General features: G+C 38.1%; 14 protein-coding genes. 1 reads left to right on the plus strand and 13 read right to left on the minus strand.

All coding sequences use genetic code 11. The features are described 5' to 3' along the window. Window positions 1-66: 66 nt before the first annotated feature. Window positions 67-663 (plus strand): TetR/AcrR family transcriptional regulator, encoded by a 597-nt coding sequence (locus tag ABN217_RS03235; RefSeq protein WP_349459051.1) that lies wholly within the window; start codon window positions 67-69, stop codon window positions 661-663. A 105-nt stretch (window positions 664-768) separates the two neighbouring features. Here the strand turns inward: ABN217_RS03235 and fhuB are convergent, their stop codons facing one another. The 13 genes from fhuB to ABN217_RS03300 all read right to left on the minus strand — a co-directional run bounded on the left by fhuB (window position 769) and on the right by ABN217_RS03300 (window position 18786). Next, window positions 769-2736: a Fe(3+)-hydroxamate ABC transporter permease FhuB gene (gene fhuB / locus ABN217_RS03240; protein ID WP_196553036.1), complete on the minus strand. Its 1968-nt coding sequence runs from the start codon at window positions 2734-2736 to the stop codon at window positions 769-771. Further along, window positions 2726-3646 (minus strand): iron-siderophore ABC transporter substrate-binding protein, encoded by a 921-nt coding sequence (locus tag ABN217_RS03245; RefSeq protein ID WP_196553037.1) that lies wholly within the window; start codon window positions 3644-3646, stop codon window positions 2726-2728. Before ABN217_RS03245 ends, fhuB begins: the two co-directional genes overlap by 11 nt. Then, window positions 3637-4419 (minus strand): ABC transporter ATP-binding protein, encoded by a 783-nt coding sequence (locus tag ABN217_RS03250; RefSeq protein ID WP_196553038.1) that lies wholly within the window; start codon window positions 4417-4419, stop codon window positions 3637-3639. The genes ABN217_RS03245 and ABN217_RS03250 overlap by 10 nt, the downstream gene beginning before the upstream one ends. Window positions 4420-4494: 75 nt before the next feature. Beyond that, window positions 4495-6579 (minus strand): TonB-dependent siderophore receptor, encoded by a 2085-nt coding sequence (locus tag ABN217_RS03255; RefSeq protein ID WP_349459052.1) that lies wholly within the window; start codon window positions 6577-6579, stop codon window positions 4495-4497. A gap of 111 nt (window positions 6580-6690) precedes the next feature. Beyond that, entirely contained in the window at window positions 6691-7812 is a 1122-nt protein-coding gene (locus tag ABN217_RS03260) for a hypothetical protein (protein WP_349459053.1), read from the minus strand. 2 nt (window positions 7813-7814) lie between these two features. Then, on the minus strand, window positions 7815-8984 hold the full coding sequence (locus ABN217_RS03265) for an ABC transporter substrate-binding protein (protein ID WP_349459054.1): 1170 nt from the start codon (window positions 8982-8984) through the stop codon (window positions 7815-7817). A 9-nt stretch (window positions 8985-8993) separates the two neighbouring features. After that, on the minus strand, window positions 8994-11183 hold the full coding sequence (locus ABN217_RS03270; protein WP_349459055.1) for a TonB-dependent siderophore receptor: 2190 nt from the start codon (window positions 11181-11183) through the stop codon (window positions 8994-8996). A gap of 228 nt (window positions 11184-11411) precedes the next feature. Beyond that, window positions 11412-13010 carry an ABC-F family ATPase gene (locus tag ABN217_RS03275; protein WP_349459056.1) on the minus strand — a complete coding sequence of 533 codons (1599 nt, stop codon included), beginning with the start codon at window positions 13008-13010 and terminating at the stop codon, window positions 11412-11414. A 216-nt stretch (window positions 13011-13226) separates the two neighbouring features. After that, the gene (locus ABN217_RS03280; RefSeq protein ID WP_196553044.1) at window positions 13227-13856 is read right to left on the minus strand and encodes an NAD(P)H-binding protein; all 630 of its coding nucleotides are present in this window, start codon (window positions 13854-13856) and stop codon (window positions 13227-13229) included. A 6-nt stretch (window positions 13857-13862) separates the two neighbouring features. Continuing rightward, window positions 13863-14351 carry a heme utilization cystosolic carrier protein HutX gene (gene hutX, locus ABN217_RS03285; RefSeq protein WP_208105246.1) on the minus strand — a complete coding sequence of 163 codons (489 nt, stop codon included), beginning with the start codon at window positions 14349-14351 and terminating at the stop codon, window positions 13863-13865. A 42-nt stretch (window positions 14352-14393) separates the two neighbouring features. Next, window positions 14394-15740, minus strand: coding sequence for a heme anaerobic degradation radical SAM methyltransferase ChuW/HutW (hutW, locus tag ABN217_RS03290; protein ID WP_419775775.1), 1347 nt, complete (start codon window positions 15738-15740; stop codon window positions 14394-14396). Between the two features lie 20 nt (window positions 15741-15760). Further along, a complete protein-coding gene (locus ABN217_RS03295) occupies window positions 15761-16645 on the minus strand; it encodes a heme/hemin ABC transporter substrate-binding protein (RefSeq protein WP_349459057.1) in 885 nt (294 codons plus the stop codon). Window positions 16646-16647: 2 nt separating this feature from the next. Next, window positions 16648-18786 carry a TonB-dependent receptor plug domain-containing protein gene (locus ABN217_RS03300; RefSeq protein ID WP_340896500.1) on the minus strand — a complete coding sequence of 713 codons (2139 nt, stop codon included), beginning with the start codon at window positions 18784-18786 and terminating at the stop codon, window positions 16648-16650. Window positions 18787-18905: the final 119 nt, after the last annotated feature.

Raw genomic sequence — 18905 nt, forward strand, 5'->3', positions numbered from 1 at the left:
TTATCATCGTTGTGGCTAGCTTTAATTTAGAGTACTCTTTACAAGCGACTTTGAGGGAGATAAGCAATGTCATTAGAAGAACAAACCACAGATAAACCAAGAACAAAACCCGCAGAGGTTCGTTTAGAAGAGTTAATGAATGCAGCAGAAGCATTGTTTTTAGATAAAGGCTTTGATGCAACAACTGTGAGCGATATCGTAAAAAAGGCAGGGGTAGCTAAAGGAACCTATTATCACTATTTTTCTGCCAAAACAGATGTTCTTAACGCATTAAGAACGCGTTATATGGATTGGTACTTGGATAAAATAGACAGTGCGATGAATGCCTGCTCACAGCAAGATCACCGTGAAAAATTAAAACAGTGGTGTGAAATTAGTGTGATTGCTTATGTTGAGAAACAGCAATTACACGATATGCTTTTTCATCAAGTTTTTCATCAAAGCAGTAATATTCATGAAAATAGGGCATTGCAGCAAATACAAACATTGTTAATTTCAGGAACTGAAAATAAAACGTGGCACGTCACACAGCCTGAATTAACCAGTACGTTGATTTATCATGGTATGCATGCAGCGGTTGATAATTTAGGTCATAGTGAAGAATATACGGCAAAAACACTGGGCAATATGCTATATCGACAATTTACCCAATTATTAAAATAATAAATAATTACTTAGAGAAAATAGGGACGTTAAAATTCGTAATTAATTATATTCAAAGCCTAAGAATACTAGTAAAAATAACACCAATATCTTAGGCTTTTCAAATCAACGGCTACGATTTAACAGCATTAAGCAAAGGAAATAGCTACCACCTAAAATAGCCACTAAAGTTCCTGCCGCAATTTGTGCGGGATAAATAAATATTTGTCCAAGCCAATCAGCCCAAACCATTAAGGTGCCACCAATTAATCCTGAAACCATTAATTGTGATTTTATTTTTTGAGCACCAAGTAATACGGCCATATGAGGAGCAACTAAGCCAATAAAGGCAATAGGGCCTACTGTTGAAGTTACTAAAGCACATAATAACGAAACGATGATTAATAAAATAATACTGGCACGCTCAGTATGCAATCCTCGAGCTGAAGCAAAACTTCGACCAATTGATATTAGTGCAAGCCAGCGCGTTAATAAAAAGACACTTCCCACAATCAATGTAATTGCAAATGCAAAATAGAGAGCCTGTTCACTATTAACACGATAAGTTGAACCAGATAACCACAGTAATATTTTATAGCTGCTTAATGAGCCTTTCGCTAAGAAAAATTGAATAAAGGCTTCTAAACTCGCGGTTAATGCAATACCCGTTAATATCAAACTGGCTGGCGCATATTGGTGTTTTTTGCCTAAGATTAATAGAGTAATCATCACAACACCGCTACCTAATAATGCAATTCCCCACTGTGATGTTTGTAAGGTACTCCCTAAAATTAAGCTAGAAAAAACTAATGCAAAAGTAGCACCAGATGAAACCCCTAAAATATCTGGACTAGCTAATGGATTGTAGATTAAACGTTGTAAAATCACGCCAGCAATAGCCAGTGCAATACCGGCAAATAAAGCAGCTAATAAACGAGGAGAGCGTAACGCCCATTGGTAAACAGAGGGTATTTCCCAAAACCATTGATGCTCATTAATATGAATGAAAATTGTAAGGACTAATCCAAGTATTAATAATACAAATATTCCTATTACAGTATACATTGATACTGTTTTGGTCTGAGAATGAATAGAAATAGAAAGCTGATCTTGAGCTCTCATTTTCTTTCGACTAAACCAAATTAATGCAGGCGCTCCAATAGCCGCGGCTGTCACTCCGCTGGGAATAACCGTATTGAGCCACTGACCAACCCATATTGCTAAGCTATCTGTAATAAGTAATAAGCATATTCCCATTAAGCCGCTGGCAATAAGCTCTTGACGAGCAGTTCTTGCACCTAATGTTCTGACAATATTAGGTGCAAGTAATCCGATAAAACTAATGACGCCAACAACAGTAATTGATACGGAAACTAGCCAAGTACTTAATATAATAAAAAATGCAAATGTAGGTAAAACAGATAACCCTCGAGCCGTTGCACCTTCATGCCCTAATCGTAATAAAGTGAGAATACGAGGTGCAAACATAAAAATAAGTAAAACAGGTGTAATTCGAGGTAATAGCCAAAGGAATTTATCCCAACCGTCTTGCGCTAAATCACCTGCACCCCACATAAATATATTTTGAGCAAACTGTGAATTTAATGTCACCAGCGCGGTTGCAATTGCGCCTAATAAGATATTAATGACCATACCAGAAACAACGAGGGGTAAACCGGTCATATTGCGAATACCCGCAATAATAATGACAAGACCAAATGCAAATAAAGCACCCATCGTTGCAGCTAATGCACTATAGTCAGCAACCCAATCTGTAAACCAGATATTAACAATAACTAAAGCTAACCAAGCTCCTGAAGAAGTACCTAATGTTAACGGTGATGTCAGGTTATTTTGTGTTAATTGTTGCATTAAGCTGCCGACAACACCGAAAATCCCGCCAATCAGCAGTGTCATAGCTAAACGAGGTAATTGTGCATGAATAAAAAAAACATCGGCAAATAGGGCGTTTGTATCTAAATTTCCCAACAAATACCATTGGCGAGATAATGAAAGAGAATTATCAATTTGTAAGCTAGTAATGCTTAATAAGATGATCGCCAAAAAATAGAAAGTAAACTGCTTAATATTCATTATTCGGTGCCATATCTAATAAACTTTCTGTAATAGCTTCTGCCATTAACGTTAATGATGCTACTCCGCCATAATTCCATACTGGCTTCACTGAATGAAAATGCCTATTCTGTACAAATGGCATGGCTTGCCATAATGCGGATTTTTGCAGTTTGCTTTCATCAGGGAATGGCAACATATAAAGAACGTAGCCTTGTTTAATATGTTGCAATATATTCATTCTTCGCTGATCAATTCCCCAAGGTTGAGGAGGTAATGATATGGCGGATTTTAGACCCAACTTATTGACTACATATTCAGTTGTTGAGTTTTCGGTGTATAGAAAAACAGACGTTAATGTAGAAAAACGGATCACTTCCACTTCAGGTAACGTAATAAATGCTTGCTGTAATTTGCTCTTTAATTGTGCAAAAGTGTTGTCCATTTCTGCTAATTTTTGCTGTGCAAGCGCTGTTTTTCCTAAAATAGAGGCTAGGGTATTAAAATGCGCCAAAGCAACTTCTGCTGCATTATCTTGGCGAGAGAAATTAGGCAGATATACAACAGGGGCTATTGTTTTTAATACAGGCAATAAATCTTGCTGTGAACTTGATGCTAAAATAAGATCTGGTTTTAACGAAGCCATTTTTTCTAAATTAGGCTCTGCCCGCATACCCACTTCTTCAATAGTATTTGGAGCAACAGGGTAAGCTACCCATTGGTTATACCCAGCAATTTCAGTAGCACCCACTGGAATAACATCAAGTGTTAATATTTGTTCCAGTAAATCCCAATCCAAAACAATAATGCGTTGTGGCGTATTCGCGTTTGCTTCATGATTATTTTGCGCAGCATTAACAATGGGAGTGATAAATAAAATAGCCAGACAAAAAGACAGAAGCCTAACTATTTTTTGTAATATTACACACATACCACTGCCACCTTATGTTGTTGTGAACCTTTATTATCAGGGTGTTCAATCAGCTTAATGGGTGTTTCATAAAGTGCAGAAAGTCGTTCATCATCAAAAAGTAGTGAGGCTTCTCCTTCAAATGCAATTTTCCCTTTTTTAAGCGCGATAATATGAGTGGCGTAACGCAAGGCAAGGTTGAGATCATGCAAAATAACGATAATACCAACATGTTGAGTTTGATTTAATTCACTTAAAAGCTCCATTAGTTGATATTGATGATGTATATCTAAAGCAGAAGTTGGCTCATCTAAAATTAAAATGGGTGATTGTTGAGCCAGTAACATTGCAACCCAAGCACGTTGACGTTCACCACCAGATAAATCATCAGCGAGTGTGTCTGCAAAGGGTAAAACTCCCGCTTTTTCCATTGCCGTTGTGATTATTTCATCATCTTTTTTATTCCAACGGCCTAATGTTCCACGCCAAGGGAAACGGCCTAAACGCACTAATTCTCTTACTGTTAATCCTGCAGAAGCAGGCAATTTTTGAGGAAGGAAGGCTATCTGTTTAGCTAGATCACGTGGTTTATAGTGTGAGATATTGCAATTATTCAGTGTGATATTTCCACTATCAGGGATTTGCTGACCAGATAATAAACTAACTAAGGTCGATTTACCTGAACCATTATGGCCGAGCACAATAGTTAATCCAGAGTCTGAAATACGCAGTGAGGGGATTGATAAAATAGTACGTCCACCGCGATCCATTTGAATATTTGAGAGTTCGAACATGGTCACTCATTTATAAAATACTATTCCGCCTTTTAATTGCATATTTAGCAATAAAAGGCGGAATAAAAAAGAAAATTACCAGCGATATTTTGCGTTCAATAAAACAGAGCGCGATTGCCCATAATAACAGTAGTAATCACAACCAGAGATATACTCTTTATCGAGGATATTGTTGATATTTAACTGTAGTTGCCACTGTTTATCGAGGTTATAAGTTGCTGCCATATCCCATAATGTTGCACTAGGAACAGTTAAATTACTGCTTTTAGGGTTATCTTTAGATTCTCCTAAATAGCGTACCCCAGTACCTAATGTTAGATCTTGCGTCCCTGTAATTGGAATAGTGTAACTTCCCCAAGCTGAAGCGGTATGTTTAGGAATTAACCCCGCTTGTTGTTTACCTTTATTACCAGTGTCATCCGTTTGCATATCGGTATAGGTGTAATTGGCTTTTAATGCTAAACGTTCAGTCAACTGCACTTCACTGGAAACTTCGACACCTTTTGAGGTGACTTTACCCGTTTGTGTTGAAACAAAAGTTGTTGGGTTTGCAACAAGTGCATTTTTCTGTGTGATATCAAACCAAGCAATATTAAAATAACCATCCATAAAATCAGGCGTATATTTTATACCCGCTTCAATTTGGTCACCTTTGAGTGGTTTATAAAGCTCTTTAGTTGCCGGATCAATGGTGCTCATCACCTCGAATGACTCAGAATAACTGATATAAGGCGATACGCCATTATCTGCTAAATACATTAATCCTGCATTGAGGCTAAATTCACTATCAGTACGTGATTTGTCCTCATTTTTTGTTTGCGCTTTATTTTCTGTTTTTACCCAATCTTGACGAACACCGGCAACGGCAACCCAGTGACTATCAAATTTGGTTTGATATTGTGAATAAAGACTATATTGTGTTTTATCGATAGTACGATTGACATTATCAGCAGGGTTAAGTGGGGTATATTTACCGTAAATTGGGTTCCACGGATTAATTTTATCAAAACTATAATTATCTTGTTCATCACCTTTAGTTTGGTGATATTGTAATTCAGCACCGGCTAATAATGTGTGCTCAAAATTATCTGTATCCCATTCACCGACTATATTGTTATCAAAAGTGATACTTTGGCTTTTACCATCACGGAAGACAACACCTCGACTTAGCTCTGTTGCAGTGATATCTGAATTAGGAAAAGCATAGACACTGCGTAATAACAAATCGTTATAGCCATAGTTTAAACGTTGTGAAAAACGCCAAACATCATTGATATTATGGTCAAGTAAATAACCTGCTGAAATTTGGGTACGTTTATATTTATCATACCCAGGTTCGCCTAAGTTGGTAGAAGGCTTAATTTTACCAAAAGGGGATGAAATTAATGTGCCTGCTGCTGGGAAGAAAGGATTAGTTGGCGTACCATCATCATGAAGATAGGTTGCCATAAAAGTGAGTGATGTATCGTCAGTCAGGTTAATCGCAACACTTGGCGCTAGATAAATACGCTCATTATCAGTACCCGATAATTCTCCGTCTGATTTTTTCATTAACCCAACAAGACGATAGCGCACACGTTTATCATCCGTGGCACTTGAAACATCAAAGCCTAAGCCTCGTTGATCATTATTTCCGGCCTCAAGAAAAACTTCATTACGAGGAGTAAAACTAGGTTTCTTTTGTACTACGTTAACGGCACCACCAGGTGTCGATTCACCAAATAATACAGCAGAAGAACCTTTTACCACTTCAATTTGTTCAAAACCATAAGGCTCAAGTAGCCATGTATAATAACCATCACGAAAGAGGCGACTGCCATCAAGATAAGTTGCCGCCTCAAAGCCACGAATACGAAGCCAATCAGTATCGTTATCAGCACCAAAAGGTTGAGAGACAACACCTGATGTATAACGCAATGCTTCGTCTAATTTTTGTGGAGCATGAGTTTCTATATCTTGCTGAGAAATCACAGAAACCGATTTAGGCGTTTCTTGCAAACTAGTATTTACTTTTAATGCTTGAGCACTAACAACAAGCTTCTCTACTTGTTCTGTTTTTGCTGCATCTTCCGCAAAAGCCTGTGTAGCCAAAACAAAAGGAAGGGTGGCAGAACAGAACAATGCCACCGGTTTTAATTTAAACGCATGAAAATTAATCACAATAAGTCACCGAATAATAATAATTACTATTAGCAGTATTATTCATATAATCGATACTAAGGTAAATTAATTTATGCAAAAATATCTATAAATAATAATTTTTTAGGTTAATTAACTGGTTGTATCAATCCAAGCAAGGCGACCGCCGACAGAAGTACTGGAATGATGCTGATTATGACTTAAGCATAATGTTCGCATCCCTGCGGCTTTTTGTGAATACCAAGCGCCTCCGCGCATTAAAGAGCGTTGACCATAATTTCGTAAATAAACCTGATCATTGTCCTGTTGGTTTATTGCTGGATATAATCCTAATTCTTTAAATAATGTAGGTATTTTAATACTATCTTCTGCTGTTATTGCATTAAAATCGCCGTCCATTAATCCAGCAGGATAACCATTATCTGTTGGTGTGCCGTTATAGTGTTTTATTGAAGTTGATAAAATAGGAGTACCAGCATTTCCATCACAATAATCTGAAGGGGCATCGTATTTTGCGCTATTGGGATGATTGATTGGTAATAATTGTCCCGTTGATAATGCTATTGAGTGCCATTGCTCTATTACTGAGGGATCACCACAAAATACAGAATCATTATCTTTAATTATCTGTATTTCTCCGGCATTTAATTGCATACCACTTTGCCATTCCCAAAGGTTGCCACATAAATCACTAATACCAAACTCACTATTATCATGATACCAATTCGACCATTGTGGCCCCGTTATTGTCGTGGGATCACCTGTGGTAAAGTCCATATCACCAGCTTCTTTACCATCAACACGAGTAACAGATTGCTCTGGGTGAAGAAAGCTTCGTCCATAATCCGTATTACCATCTTCAATCATATTGTGGTGGCGACACCACAGCATTAAAGCAGCCCATTCTGCATGTGTACTTAAATGAAATCCTCGTCCTGTATGTTGTGCATATTGCTGGAAGCTCAATAAATCTAATGATGTCGCCGGTTTTTGGTTAGGTAAACTTAACAATTCATCTTGATGTAATGAAGCGGGATAACACGCATAGAAAAACTCATTCTTAACTTTTCCATTTACAATAAATGCAGAGTGAGTTGTATCATCAAGATTATCTGATACTTCATTTAATCGAAAATAAGGAACAACATACAAATAGTTAGGTTGGCCTTTTGCTGAGTATAAAATTGTTCTTTTTCCTGCTGATTGTGACTCAATTTTTGCCCGTAAAGGATCGGGTGAATAGATATCAAACATGATTATTCCTTATCTTGATCAAACAAAGTGACCCAATAGCCCGTTTCCCATTTCACTGGTAAAAATTGAGTATGGTAATCATAAAAAATAGTGTCTACATCGAGGTGTGAAAAACGCTCAGGGTGTAGCCATTTAGCCATTTGTAATATCGCAATAAAACCAAAAGGGCTGTCATAAAATGAGTGCCAAAGAGCATATACTTGTTTATCTTTAACCGCATCGAGTGTTTTGTAAGCAAGTCGGTGCATTAAAATTTCAAGTTGCTGTTTTGCCAAATCTAAATTTGCACCTGGGCCTAAATTAACCCAATCACCTGAAGGGTTATAGCCACTCCAATCAGCCCCTGTTAAAAAAATCTTATCCGGTTTGGCATAAATCACCGTTTCTTGGTTCAAAATCCCATAAGTGCCTTTTATATATTCTGAACCTAAGTTTTGACCACCTGCATTTTGTAACATTTGTCCCATACTGCCATTACCATAAGAAAGACAACATTCAGGTGTAAAACCAGCGGCTCGTTCAAATAACACATTAGGGCGTTTAAATGGCTTTTTTCTTAATTGCTGAGAAATATAATTGAGTTGTTTTTCACGAAATTGATTCATGGCTTGGCTTTGTGAAATATTACCCAGTAAATTTCCCATTATAGATGTGCTAATTGGTGTGTTATTAAGTGGGTCGATACTCAAATCAAACACGACAACGGGAATATTCGCTTTCGTTAATAAATCCAGCACACCATTAACACTAATTGCACGATAAGTTCCAACCGCCACAATAATGACATCGGGTTTTAGCGCGATAAGTTTTTCACTATTAAAATGTCCACTCGACATAGCCGTAAACTCAGGTAATGCCAATAATTGAGGAAATGCTCGCGTATATTGGTGATATAAACTTAAGTCGGCAGTACGGAAGGCGGATGGCATCCCGATAAGACGCTCATAAAAAGCGCCTCCACTTAATGAAGCATAAAGTAAAAATAACCCACTATCTGCCACATAAATGCGTGTTAATTCTTGTACTAATACAATTTCTCTTCCCAGAATATCAACAATTTCTCTCTGTCTTGGTTTTACATAAACAAGTTTTGCATAAACAGGAAAGGGGTTTGCTAATAATAACGAGAATGCACTGGCACCTTTTAGTAATGAACGTCGATAGTTATCCATGTTCATCTCCTAAAAATAGTAATTGAGGATACCAAGCACAACACGATCGCTTCCCACACTGCAATAAGTTGAACTAGTACAACTAGAAACATAGGATTTATTCGTGATATTGCTGACAGTTAATCCTAATTCTAAACCCTGTAATTCACGATTAATTGCCGATAATTGATAACGGAAACTCACATCCCCTAACCATACTGCTGGTACCTTAAATGTATTCGTATTATCACCGTAAGTTGAACCTAAATAACGTACACCAGCACCTAATAATGCACCGTTTAAATAAGGTTGATGAAAACGATAATCTATCCATGCAGATCCCGTATGAGTAGGTACTTGGACAGGGTGTTTATTTAAGGTGGTTGGATCGCTAGTCGATGTCACAATATTATGAAGATAAGCATAATTGAGCATCATATTAGCTTGTGGCGTTAGCGCTAATTTACTTTCAAGCTCAATGCCACGAGAACGAATTTTACCCGATTGCTGATAATAATCAGGATTTCTAGGGTTATGTGTTGTGACATTCTCTTGGGTTAATTGATATACAGAAACACTAACCAGTTGTGTTAACTCAGAATTTTGATATTTAACACCTGCTTCATATTGTTTTGATTTCATTGGAATAAAAGCTTTTCCATCTGCATCTGTACCTAATACAGGATCAAAACTATCTGATGTACTTATCCAAGGTGAGAACCCATTATTAAATTGATAACTTAAACCAACACGATGATTCCATGCCGTGTTATGGCTTTGCTGTGTCATACCTGAAATTTGATTATGTGTCTCTAAATCCGCACTGTCATAACGGCCACTGAGTAATAAATTCCATCGCTGCCAACGAAGGTGATCTTGTAAATAGTATCCATAGCGATCAAATTGTTGTTTTGTGGAAGTACGCGAAACAGGGTAAGGCTCAAAATCAGGCTTGTGATGTGATGCCCAAGGATCAAAACTAACTGTTTGTGAACCCCACCAATCTTTGGTCATATAGCCATGTTGATAATCAAAACCAGTTATCACAGTATGATTGATATCCCATGTTGCTAATTTACCAATCAATTGTGAATCAGTTACCCATGTTTCTGATGTACTTGGCGCCTCCTGATAAACCGCAGTTAACAAGCGATCACCGGGCAGAAAGCCACGGGTATAGTCACGGCTTATTTCTGTATCAACCTTCATAAAACGAGTATTTTGCTTAAATTGCCACTGTGGGGTCAGTTCATATTCAAACAATGAAGTTAACGATTGTTGTTTACGATGTGAATTATCATGGCTTTGATTATTATAATTTCGATTAGGATCAACTTTACCATTAGGATTAGGTAATAAACCTAATGCTTGAGCAGGTAGCGTATTGTAGTAACCCAGACGAGGCTCTTTTTGATATTGTCCCAATATTGTCCAACTCAATACATCATTAGGTTTCCAAGTGAGAGCAGGTGAAATAAGAAAACGAGTTTGACGAGAAGAGGGTATTTGCGATCCTTGTTCAAGCATCAAACCTGAAACACGATATAACCATGTTTCATTTTCATTAAGAGCTGATGTGGTATCAAATTTAATACCATGATTTTTATTATTGCCCGCTTGTAATTGCACTTGGTGTTGCGTTTCTGCACAAGGACGACGCGATATCATATTAATCACACCACCTGCACCACCTTGGCCATATAAAGCAGAAGCGGGGCCATGCACAGCCTCTAAACTTTGCAAACTCCAACTATCAATTTGAGGTGCCCAAATACCACTATTACCCAGCATCCTTAAACCATCTAAATAATAATCAGCATCAAACCCTCGCATTTTTGAATAATCAATGCCACTGCCAAAAGCGCCAAATTTTTCACTGACAATCCCAGAACTATAACGTAATGCCTGACTAATAGATTCAGAGGGTAAGTTATCTAGTTGACTACGATTAACAACAGAAACCATTTGTGGTGCTTCTAATAAAGTTGCATCACTTTTCGTCCCAGTTGTCTGTTTTTTGGCAAGATAACCCCGTGGCTGTTCATCCGTTTGCGCATTTGATGCTGAGGTCACAATAATTTTCTCAATATGCTCAGTAGCAAAAGCCGGTGACACAACATTAAGGGAGATTAAGGTAGGTAGGACAAGTGAATAACTACATTTCCAATAATTTTTTAACTGCTTATTTGGATAATGTTTCGTCTTCGTTAATAGCAACATATTAATCCCAAGAAATAAAAACAAACTATGATTGACTCGTGGTCGGTAACATACATTAGCGACCGACTGTCAGTCAATATAAATGATAATTATTTTTATTTGTATTGATGGAAGAATATTATTGAGAGAAAAAACGATGTTGATAACGGGGGAGGTAAAGAAACAAAAAAAGGCTCAATAATGATTTATTAAGCCTTTGTTATCTCATCTATTTAATAAGCGATTAAATTAGAGTGTTACGCCTTTTTTCGCAAGAAACTCATCATAAGTGCCTTGGAAGTTTTCTACTTTTTCAGGTGTGATTTCAATAATGCGGTTGGCTAATGAGCTCACAAACTCACGGTCATGAGAAACAAAAATCAAAGTACCTTGATAAAGTTCTAATGCCATATTCAGTGATTCGATAGATTCCATATCTAAGTGGTTGGTTGGTTCATCCATAATCAGAATGTTTGGCTTTTGCATCATCAGCTTACCAAATAACATTCTGCCTTTTTCACCACCTGATAAAACTTGAACTGATTTTTTCAAATCATCTTGAGAGAACAATAAACGACCTAATACGCTACGTACAGATTGCTCGTCGTCTTCTGGTTTCATCCATAAGCTCATCCAATCAAATACAGTCATATCTACTTCAAAATCAGTTGCATGATCTTGTGCATAATAACCAATATTTGAGTTCTCAGACCATTTTAAACGACCTGTATCTGGTGTTAATTCACCGACTAATGTTTTAATCATCGTCGATTTACCCACACCGTTATTACCCAGAATGGCAACTTTTTCGCCCACTTCAAGCATCATATTGACGTCTTTAAACAGCGGGGCATTGTCATCATAGCCTTTAGAGATATTTTCCACTTCAAGCGCATTACGGAATAATTTTTTCTCTTGTTCAAAGCGAATGAATGGGTTTTGGCGACTAGATGCTTTAACTTCAGCTAATTGAATTTTCTCAATTTGCTTAGCACGAGAGGTTGCTTGGCGTGATTTAGATGCATTAGCACTAAAGCGACTTACAAAAGATTGTAATTCACTAATCTGTGCTTTTTTCTTCGCATTATCCGCTAATAAACGTTCACGCGCTTGAGTTGCAGCAAACATATATTCATCATAGTTACCCGGATGAACAGCAAGCGCACCATAGTCTAAGTCAGCCATGTGCGTACATACCATATTTAGGAAGTGACGGTCATGGGAAATAATGATCATGGTACTGTTACGTTCATTTAGCGTTTGTTCAAGCCAACGAATAGTATCAATATCCAAGTTATTCGTAGGTTCATCCAGTAACAAAATATCAGGATCAGCGAATAGGGCTTGTGCTAATAACACACGTAATTTCCAACCCGGTGCGACTTCACTCATAGGGCCATTATGTTGCTCTAATGGAATGCCTACATTTAATAATAATTCGCCAGCACGAGATTCAACGGTATAGCCGTCCATTTCACCAAACTTTACTTCCAGATCAGCAACTCGTAAGCCATCTTCTTCACTCATTTCTGGTAAGTTATAGATGCGCTCGCGCTCTTGTTTAACTTCCCAAAGTTCAGTGTGACCCATAATCACGGTATCAAGCACTGTATATTCTTCATAAGCAAATTGGTCTTGTTTTAATTTACCAAGACGCTCATTAGGATCAAGAAATACGTTGCCACTACTTGGCACTAAATCGCCACCTAAAATTTTCATAAAGGTTGATTTACCGCTACCGTTAGCACCGATTAAACCATAGCGATTTCCGCCACCGAATTTGACAGAAATGTTTTCAAACAGTGGCTTTGAGCCAAACTGCATAGTGATATTATTGCTGATTAACAAGACGAATACTCATTATTAGTGAATGACAAAAGGTAATGGGGCCGCATTATGCCACAAGTTACCCCCATTAAGACAGTAAAGTGACAAATGACTATTGAGGAAATTTCATTATGAGTAGAAAACTCATCATAATGTGAGCTATTGACCATAATTAAACTAAGAAAAAAGAGATAACACATAGGTCATCTCTTAAGGTAATTTTGTTGGTATTAATATCTATGACTTGGTTGGTACTAAGCCCGGTTCAACCACTGCATAAACTTGGTCATCTAGCAGATCAGCATCCATAAGTTGAGTCACTAAACGTGCAACATCACGACGATTAACTAAGCCGTGAGTCTCTTCATATTGATAAAGCTGAGCTTTACCCGTTTCTTCACCATTCAGTAACCCGCCAGGTCTTACTATTGCATAATCAAAACGGCTAGTTTGCAGCCATACTTCAGCTAATGATTTTTCTCTAACGGCTTGCCCAAAAGCAGCTTTTGCTCTGTCAGATAAGGCAACCCAACTATCACCACAGCCTAAAGAAGAAACCATGAGCATTCGTTGAAAACCCATTTTTTCCGCAGTATCAATCACTGTTCTATGCGCAAGATAATCATTTTCTCCCCCCATCGTTGAAATGATATCTGCTTCATTTCCAGCTAGTGTTAATACGCGGTCAACAGCATCAGGATCTATCGCATCACCCACGACTGTTTTTATTCCTTTTGTTTCTAAACGTGTTGCCGCTTCTGGATTGCGAACTAAAGCCACAATAGGGCGTCGTTGTGCTACACCAATATCAGCAATATGTGCACCAATCCCTTTACCGCCAGCGCCAAAAATAACCCAAGTTTTCACGTGCAATTATTCCTTATTTAATTGTTGTGCTAGTTGACGGAAAGCTGATAACTGTTCGGGTAATAATTGACGATGTTCATCTCGCCCAAGGAAGATTTTAAACATAGCAACGCCTTGTTGATTGAAAAATAAAATAGAGGCGGTATCCATACCCATAAACTTACGTTCGATCATTGCAATAGATTGGCAATTTTCGGCTTTAATATGGCCGGTCATTCCTTTTTTACCCCGTAAATTAAAATAGCCATGACGATGGAAACCACTTGGCAATTCACCACTAAACTCTAAGATAACATCTTGAGTATGCACAAGCGTGGTGACATTACCCCATTTCATCACACTATCCCAAACCGTATCGAATTGTTCGCCACTCATTAATGAGCGTGATGGTAAATGTCTCACAACCTCCAACAATGTGGTATTAAATTGTGTTGCAATGGTTTCCAATGTTCCATCAGGCTCAGTCATTAAAAATTGTTGTAACTCAGTATTCATGATGTTGTTTCCATCTTCTAATTAATATTCAGGGTAATAAAATTAACGAGGCGTATTTAATTGCAAAATTAATTGCTGTAAGGATGTCAGCAAGTTACTTGCCCAAAATCGACCTTCATTGGTTAATTTCATACAAAGAAAGTCGTCTTCAACAAGACCAGCTTGATACCATTGATTTAATAAAGGAGAGAGTAGAGTCGCTTGTGGGCTTAACTTGGCTAAGTCAACACGCCCGCACTCAATGCCAGCTTGTAACTCATGACGCCAACGAAAACCACTATCGGTTGTACGGCTCATCATCATTAAGGGTTTTTGGTTATCTGTAATTTTTTGATAATAATTATCAAGCGAACGTTCAATCATCCATGAATAACCATTAACAGAGCCACCAGCACCCGAGCCAAAAGCTAGGCAATCTGCCCCTTGTTTGATTAATAGATTGTAAAGATTACGCTCGCGGGTTGTTCTTGCCCAATGGCTATTACTGATCTGACGCCAGCCCACATTTTCCATAAAGTCACAACCTTGAAGATAAAGATCACGTCTTTGTATTGGTGAGGGCACAGTAATTCGTTGATTTTCAACTGCTTTACCTAATGGTGTATTAGGCAATAAGTTCAATGCATAGAGATCGACACCATCTAAGCCAATATCATGAGCAATAGTGAGATCTTCTTGCCAGTTCGTTGCATCTTGCCCAGGTAATCCAAATAATAAATCACACACCACGGCAGCACGATCTCGTAAACAAAGCCCTTTCATAAATTTGGTAGCTTCTTCACCCGTTGAGGTTCTCGCCATTCGTTTACGAATTTTACTGTTAAAGGTTTGAATACCTATCGAAAAACGGTTTGCACCTGCATCTAAACAAGCATCAATGCGATTATCATCAAAATTTAAAACTCGACCTTCAATAGTAATTTCGCAGTCAGGGGCTAGAGGTAGTGATTGGCGCAAATGTGCGATCACACGATAAAGATCTTTGGCGGATAACGCAGAAGGGGTTCCACCACCAAAATAAACGGCATGAATTGGTGCTGATTGATAAAGTAAGCTATCTGATTCAGCGGAGATCTCGCGTAATAATGCATTGGTATAGCGCGTACAGGCTTCTTCGTGATAGTTATTTTGATAAAAACCGCAAAATGTGCAATGTGTTGCACAAAAAGGGATATGAATATACAACAAACGCTTACAGGCTGGCGTTTTACTTGCTAATAAGGCTTGCCATGTTGATTGATGTTCTTCTTTTACAATAGGTACAGAACCTCGCCATGGCATGGTGGCATGCCTATCTCGAAAAGGACTATCACCTTCTAAAGCGAAGTGAGCAGTAAGATCAATTTCAGCAGAAGGGGGCATAACATGTGTTGCGACTGACTCTTTCATTATTAAATCATTCCTACTTATTATTCGCTCTTATTATCTTTTACTAGATCAGCGGGATAAAACTGTTGATGCAATAACTCTACAGCATCCACAATACGAGGCCCCATTCCCAAAATAAGGGATTGATCAATTTCGATAATGCGTTGATTTTTCCATGCTTGAGTCATTGACACTCCGGGCACAGAAGCTAATCCTTCAGACGCTCTTATTGTGCCTGTTTGGTTTTTTTGGCTTTGTGTCGTAATAACAATTAACTCTGGGTCAGCTGCTATAATGGCCTCTGCGCTATAGATACGATAATTCTCGTGTGTAGCGATATTCTCACCACCCGCTAATTGAAGGATCGCATCTGCGACACTGGTTTTCCCTGCAACTTGAGGAATTCCTCCTCCCGGTGAAAGAAAGAACATCACTTTTACTTTCTGTTTAATTTGATTATTTTTAGCCTGAATAGAGGCTAAACGTGATTGTAATGAATCAATTAATGCATCGCCTTGTGGCTGTTTATTCAGTGAGATGGCTAACGTGCGGATGTTTTGAAGCATTAACTCAAAAGTTGCTGGCGTTCTTGGTAATGTGATCACCTTAACGTTATGTTGAGCAAGCTGACGTAAGACCATTTTCGGTTCAGCATCATCCCACGTTACAAAAGTAGAAGGGCGCAGAGACAAAATGCCCTCAATACTTAGCTGTTTCCAATACCCAATATGGGGTAATGCCTGAGTTTGCTCTGGGTAAGAGGTGGTTTCATCAACACCAACAAGCTTATTGCCAGCATCCATGGCATAAACTAATTCCACAATAGAACCACCCGCAATGACCCAACGGTCATTTTTTATATTCTCTTTTGCCGTTAAGCTAAAAGGCAACAATAACAAACTGAGAGTAATTAATATTTTTTTCATTATTAAAACGCCCACGTCAGACCAACTGCAGCATTAATACCTGCAGCAGGAATAGATTCATGAGCTGTTTGATAACGCTTATTTAAAATATTATTTAAATCAAAGTTAATACGATATTGATCGTTATGGCCAAACTCACTACTAAGTGAAAGATTAACCGTTGTCCAGCCGGCGTAATGCTGTTTATTTTCTGGATTACTATGATCTTTCGCTTGCGTTGCTGCTCTTAAATATAAATCTGACATTAGATTCATATTATTGAGTAATAAGAGATGTTTAGTACCAACTCGTGTAGTGACTGTAGGTTCCCCTGTATCCCATGTTTTTAGGGTTGGGCTAATAAATTGGCGACGCATCACATTGGCAGAAACATAAGGTGTAATTGGCCAACCTTGATATTGGGCCATTACCTCCATACCATAAGTTTTCGCGCGGTCGATATTGTCATAATAGAAGTAATCTGCTCGGCCTGTTTTGCTATTTCCTTCGCAAATACGTTCCCCAGCACAAGCGACTGAGGTGATGTAATCTTTTGCTTCAGAATAATAAATGGCGCTATCAATATACCAATTATTACCTTTATAACGTGCACCAAACTCTACGTTATTAGAGTGTTCAGCCTCAAGATCATGATTACCATAAGTTACCGCACCACCCGCCGTTGTGTTCATAAATTGCTGAACTAACGTAGGGAACACATAACCTTGTGCAAATGCAAGGCGCAACTCAGTATCTTTGAACCCGGAATAACGTAGATTGGATGAAACAATAAAAGCATTATCTCTCACAGATGTAGAGGGTAATGTCTTATAGCTTGTACCTGTTTTATTATGATTAACAGTCTCATCACCATCTTGTAATTCTGATTTTAACCAATACTGCCTAGCCCCCACAGTCCATGACCAATCTTCTGTTATTTTCCAACCATTTTGGGCAAAAACAGACACATTAGTTTGCTGACTGCGATTATGTAACAAAGATTGTTTTTCATAGTTTACGGCAGGTGGAAAACCCGTTGTACTATTTGAAGATGTTTGGCCAACAGAGGTTTGTTTTACTTTATCTTGTTGATATTGCGCGCCTAAAATGAGTTCATTATTTGCAGGTAACGTAAAGTTTGCCTGCATAGTCATTCCATAAGTATTCTGTGTATCCTCTGACTGTGTCCGGTTTTTAACAGTTAAATTACCAATCATTGGACTGCCTGTTGGCGTAACGACACCAACTCGGTTTTCAAATTTTCGTTCAATTCGCTGTGTATATGCATCTATATGAAGTTTTTTAAAATAATCAGCATCAATATCATAATCATAAAATAAGCCGATTTTTTCACGCTCAAGCTTAGGAACTTTAACGCTAAACTCTTGATATTTTCCCTCATCAGCATAATAAGATTGCGTAGATAAATCATAGCGATCAAGCGAAAGCCCAAATTTATGGTTATCAACTGTATAGCCTAACCATGCCCCTTGACCATTATTTCTAAAATGAGTATTAGCTAAGCGACCATCAGGAGTATCGCGATCACCATGATCTGCATAACTCCCATTAAAACGGTATTCAAAATCACCTATTGTGCCTGAAATTAACGCTGACTCACGCCATCCCATCGTTGCTGAGTCATAAACAACTTTAACATTGCCGCCAAAGGGCTTATCGCCGCCTTTCTGGGTGATTAAATTCACCACACCGCCAATAGCTTGTGAACCATAAAGTACAGAATAGGGACCTTTAACCACTTCAATACGCTCTAGTGCAGATTCATCAATTAAAATACCCGCACCAAAGTTTTGACCACCTCGTTGATAGGTAACTTCTTGTCCATCAACCAACAAAAGTACGCGTGATGAAGCCTCGCCACGAATACGAATTTGTTTACGACCCGCGAGGCTATTATCAGTGACTTCAACACCAGGAATATCACGCAATTGATCTGCAATAGAAGACGCGGTTGATTGATTTAATGATTCTTTATCAATGACTTGAATAGTCGCAGGGCTATTCCATAAAGAGGAGGCACTACGCGTTGTAGTAACAACCAGCGTTTCTTCTTTAGGTGACGCCGTTTCAGCAATGGCGTATTGAGAAAGTGAGAGGGTTAGAGCCGATAATACGAAGCAAGATTTAAATTGAATACACATAGTTACAGACCTTAATGAGATCAATAATAATTATCATTCGCTTTATAATTTAACTTTTGGTATTCAGCAACCTAAAAATAGCAAATAGAATACATCTTTGATTTAAATCAAAGTAAAAA

The sequence above is a fragment of the Proteus sp. fly-1067 genome (genome assembly GCF_040139345.1).
In the GTDB taxonomy this organism is placed as follows: Bacteria; Pseudomonadota; Gammaproteobacteria; order Enterobacterales; family Enterobacteriaceae; genus Proteus; species Proteus vulgaris_B.

Coding starts and splice junctions, on each gene's coding strand:
- ABN217_RS03300 (WP_340896500.1), bottom strand. CDS start 18,786: ATGTGTATTCAATTTAAATCTTGCTTCGTATTATCGGCTCTAACCCTC.
- ABN217_RS03245 (WP_196553037.1), bottom strand. CDS start 3,646: ATGTGTGTAATATTACAAAAAATAGTTAGGCTTCTGTCTTTTTGTCTG.
- ABN217_RS03235 (WP_349459051.1), top strand. CDS start 67: ATGTCATTAGAAGAACAAACCACAGATAAACCAAGAACAAAACCCGCA.
- ABN217_RS03260 (WP_349459053.1), bottom strand. CDS start 7,812: ATGTTTGATATCTATTCACCCGATCCTTTACGGGCAAAAATTGAGTCA.
- ABN217_RS03270 (WP_349459055.1), bottom strand. CDS start 11,183: ATGTTGCTATTAACGAAGACGAAACATTATCCAAATAAGCAGTTAAAA.
- ABN217_RS03295 (WP_349459057.1), bottom strand. CDS start 16,645: ATGAAAAAAATATTAATTACTCTCAGTTTGTTATTGTTGCCTTTTAGC.
- hutX (WP_208105246.1), bottom strand. CDS start 14,351: ATGAATACTGAGTTACAACAATTTTTAATGACTGAGCCTGATGGAACA.
- ABN217_RS03265 (WP_349459054.1), bottom strand. CDS start 8,984: ATGGATAACTATCGACGTTCATTACTAAAAGGTGCCAGTGCATTCTCG.
- fhuB (WP_196553036.1), bottom strand. CDS start 2,736: ATGAATATTAAGCAGTTTACTTTCTATTTTTTGGCGATCATCTTATTA.
- ABN217_RS03250 (WP_196553038.1), bottom strand. CDS start 4,419: ATGTTCGAACTCTCAAATATTCAAATGGATCGCGGTGGACGTACTATT.
- hutW (WP_419775775.1), bottom strand. CDS start 15,740: ATGAAAGAGTCAGTCGCAACACATGTTATGCCCCCTTCTGCTGAAATT.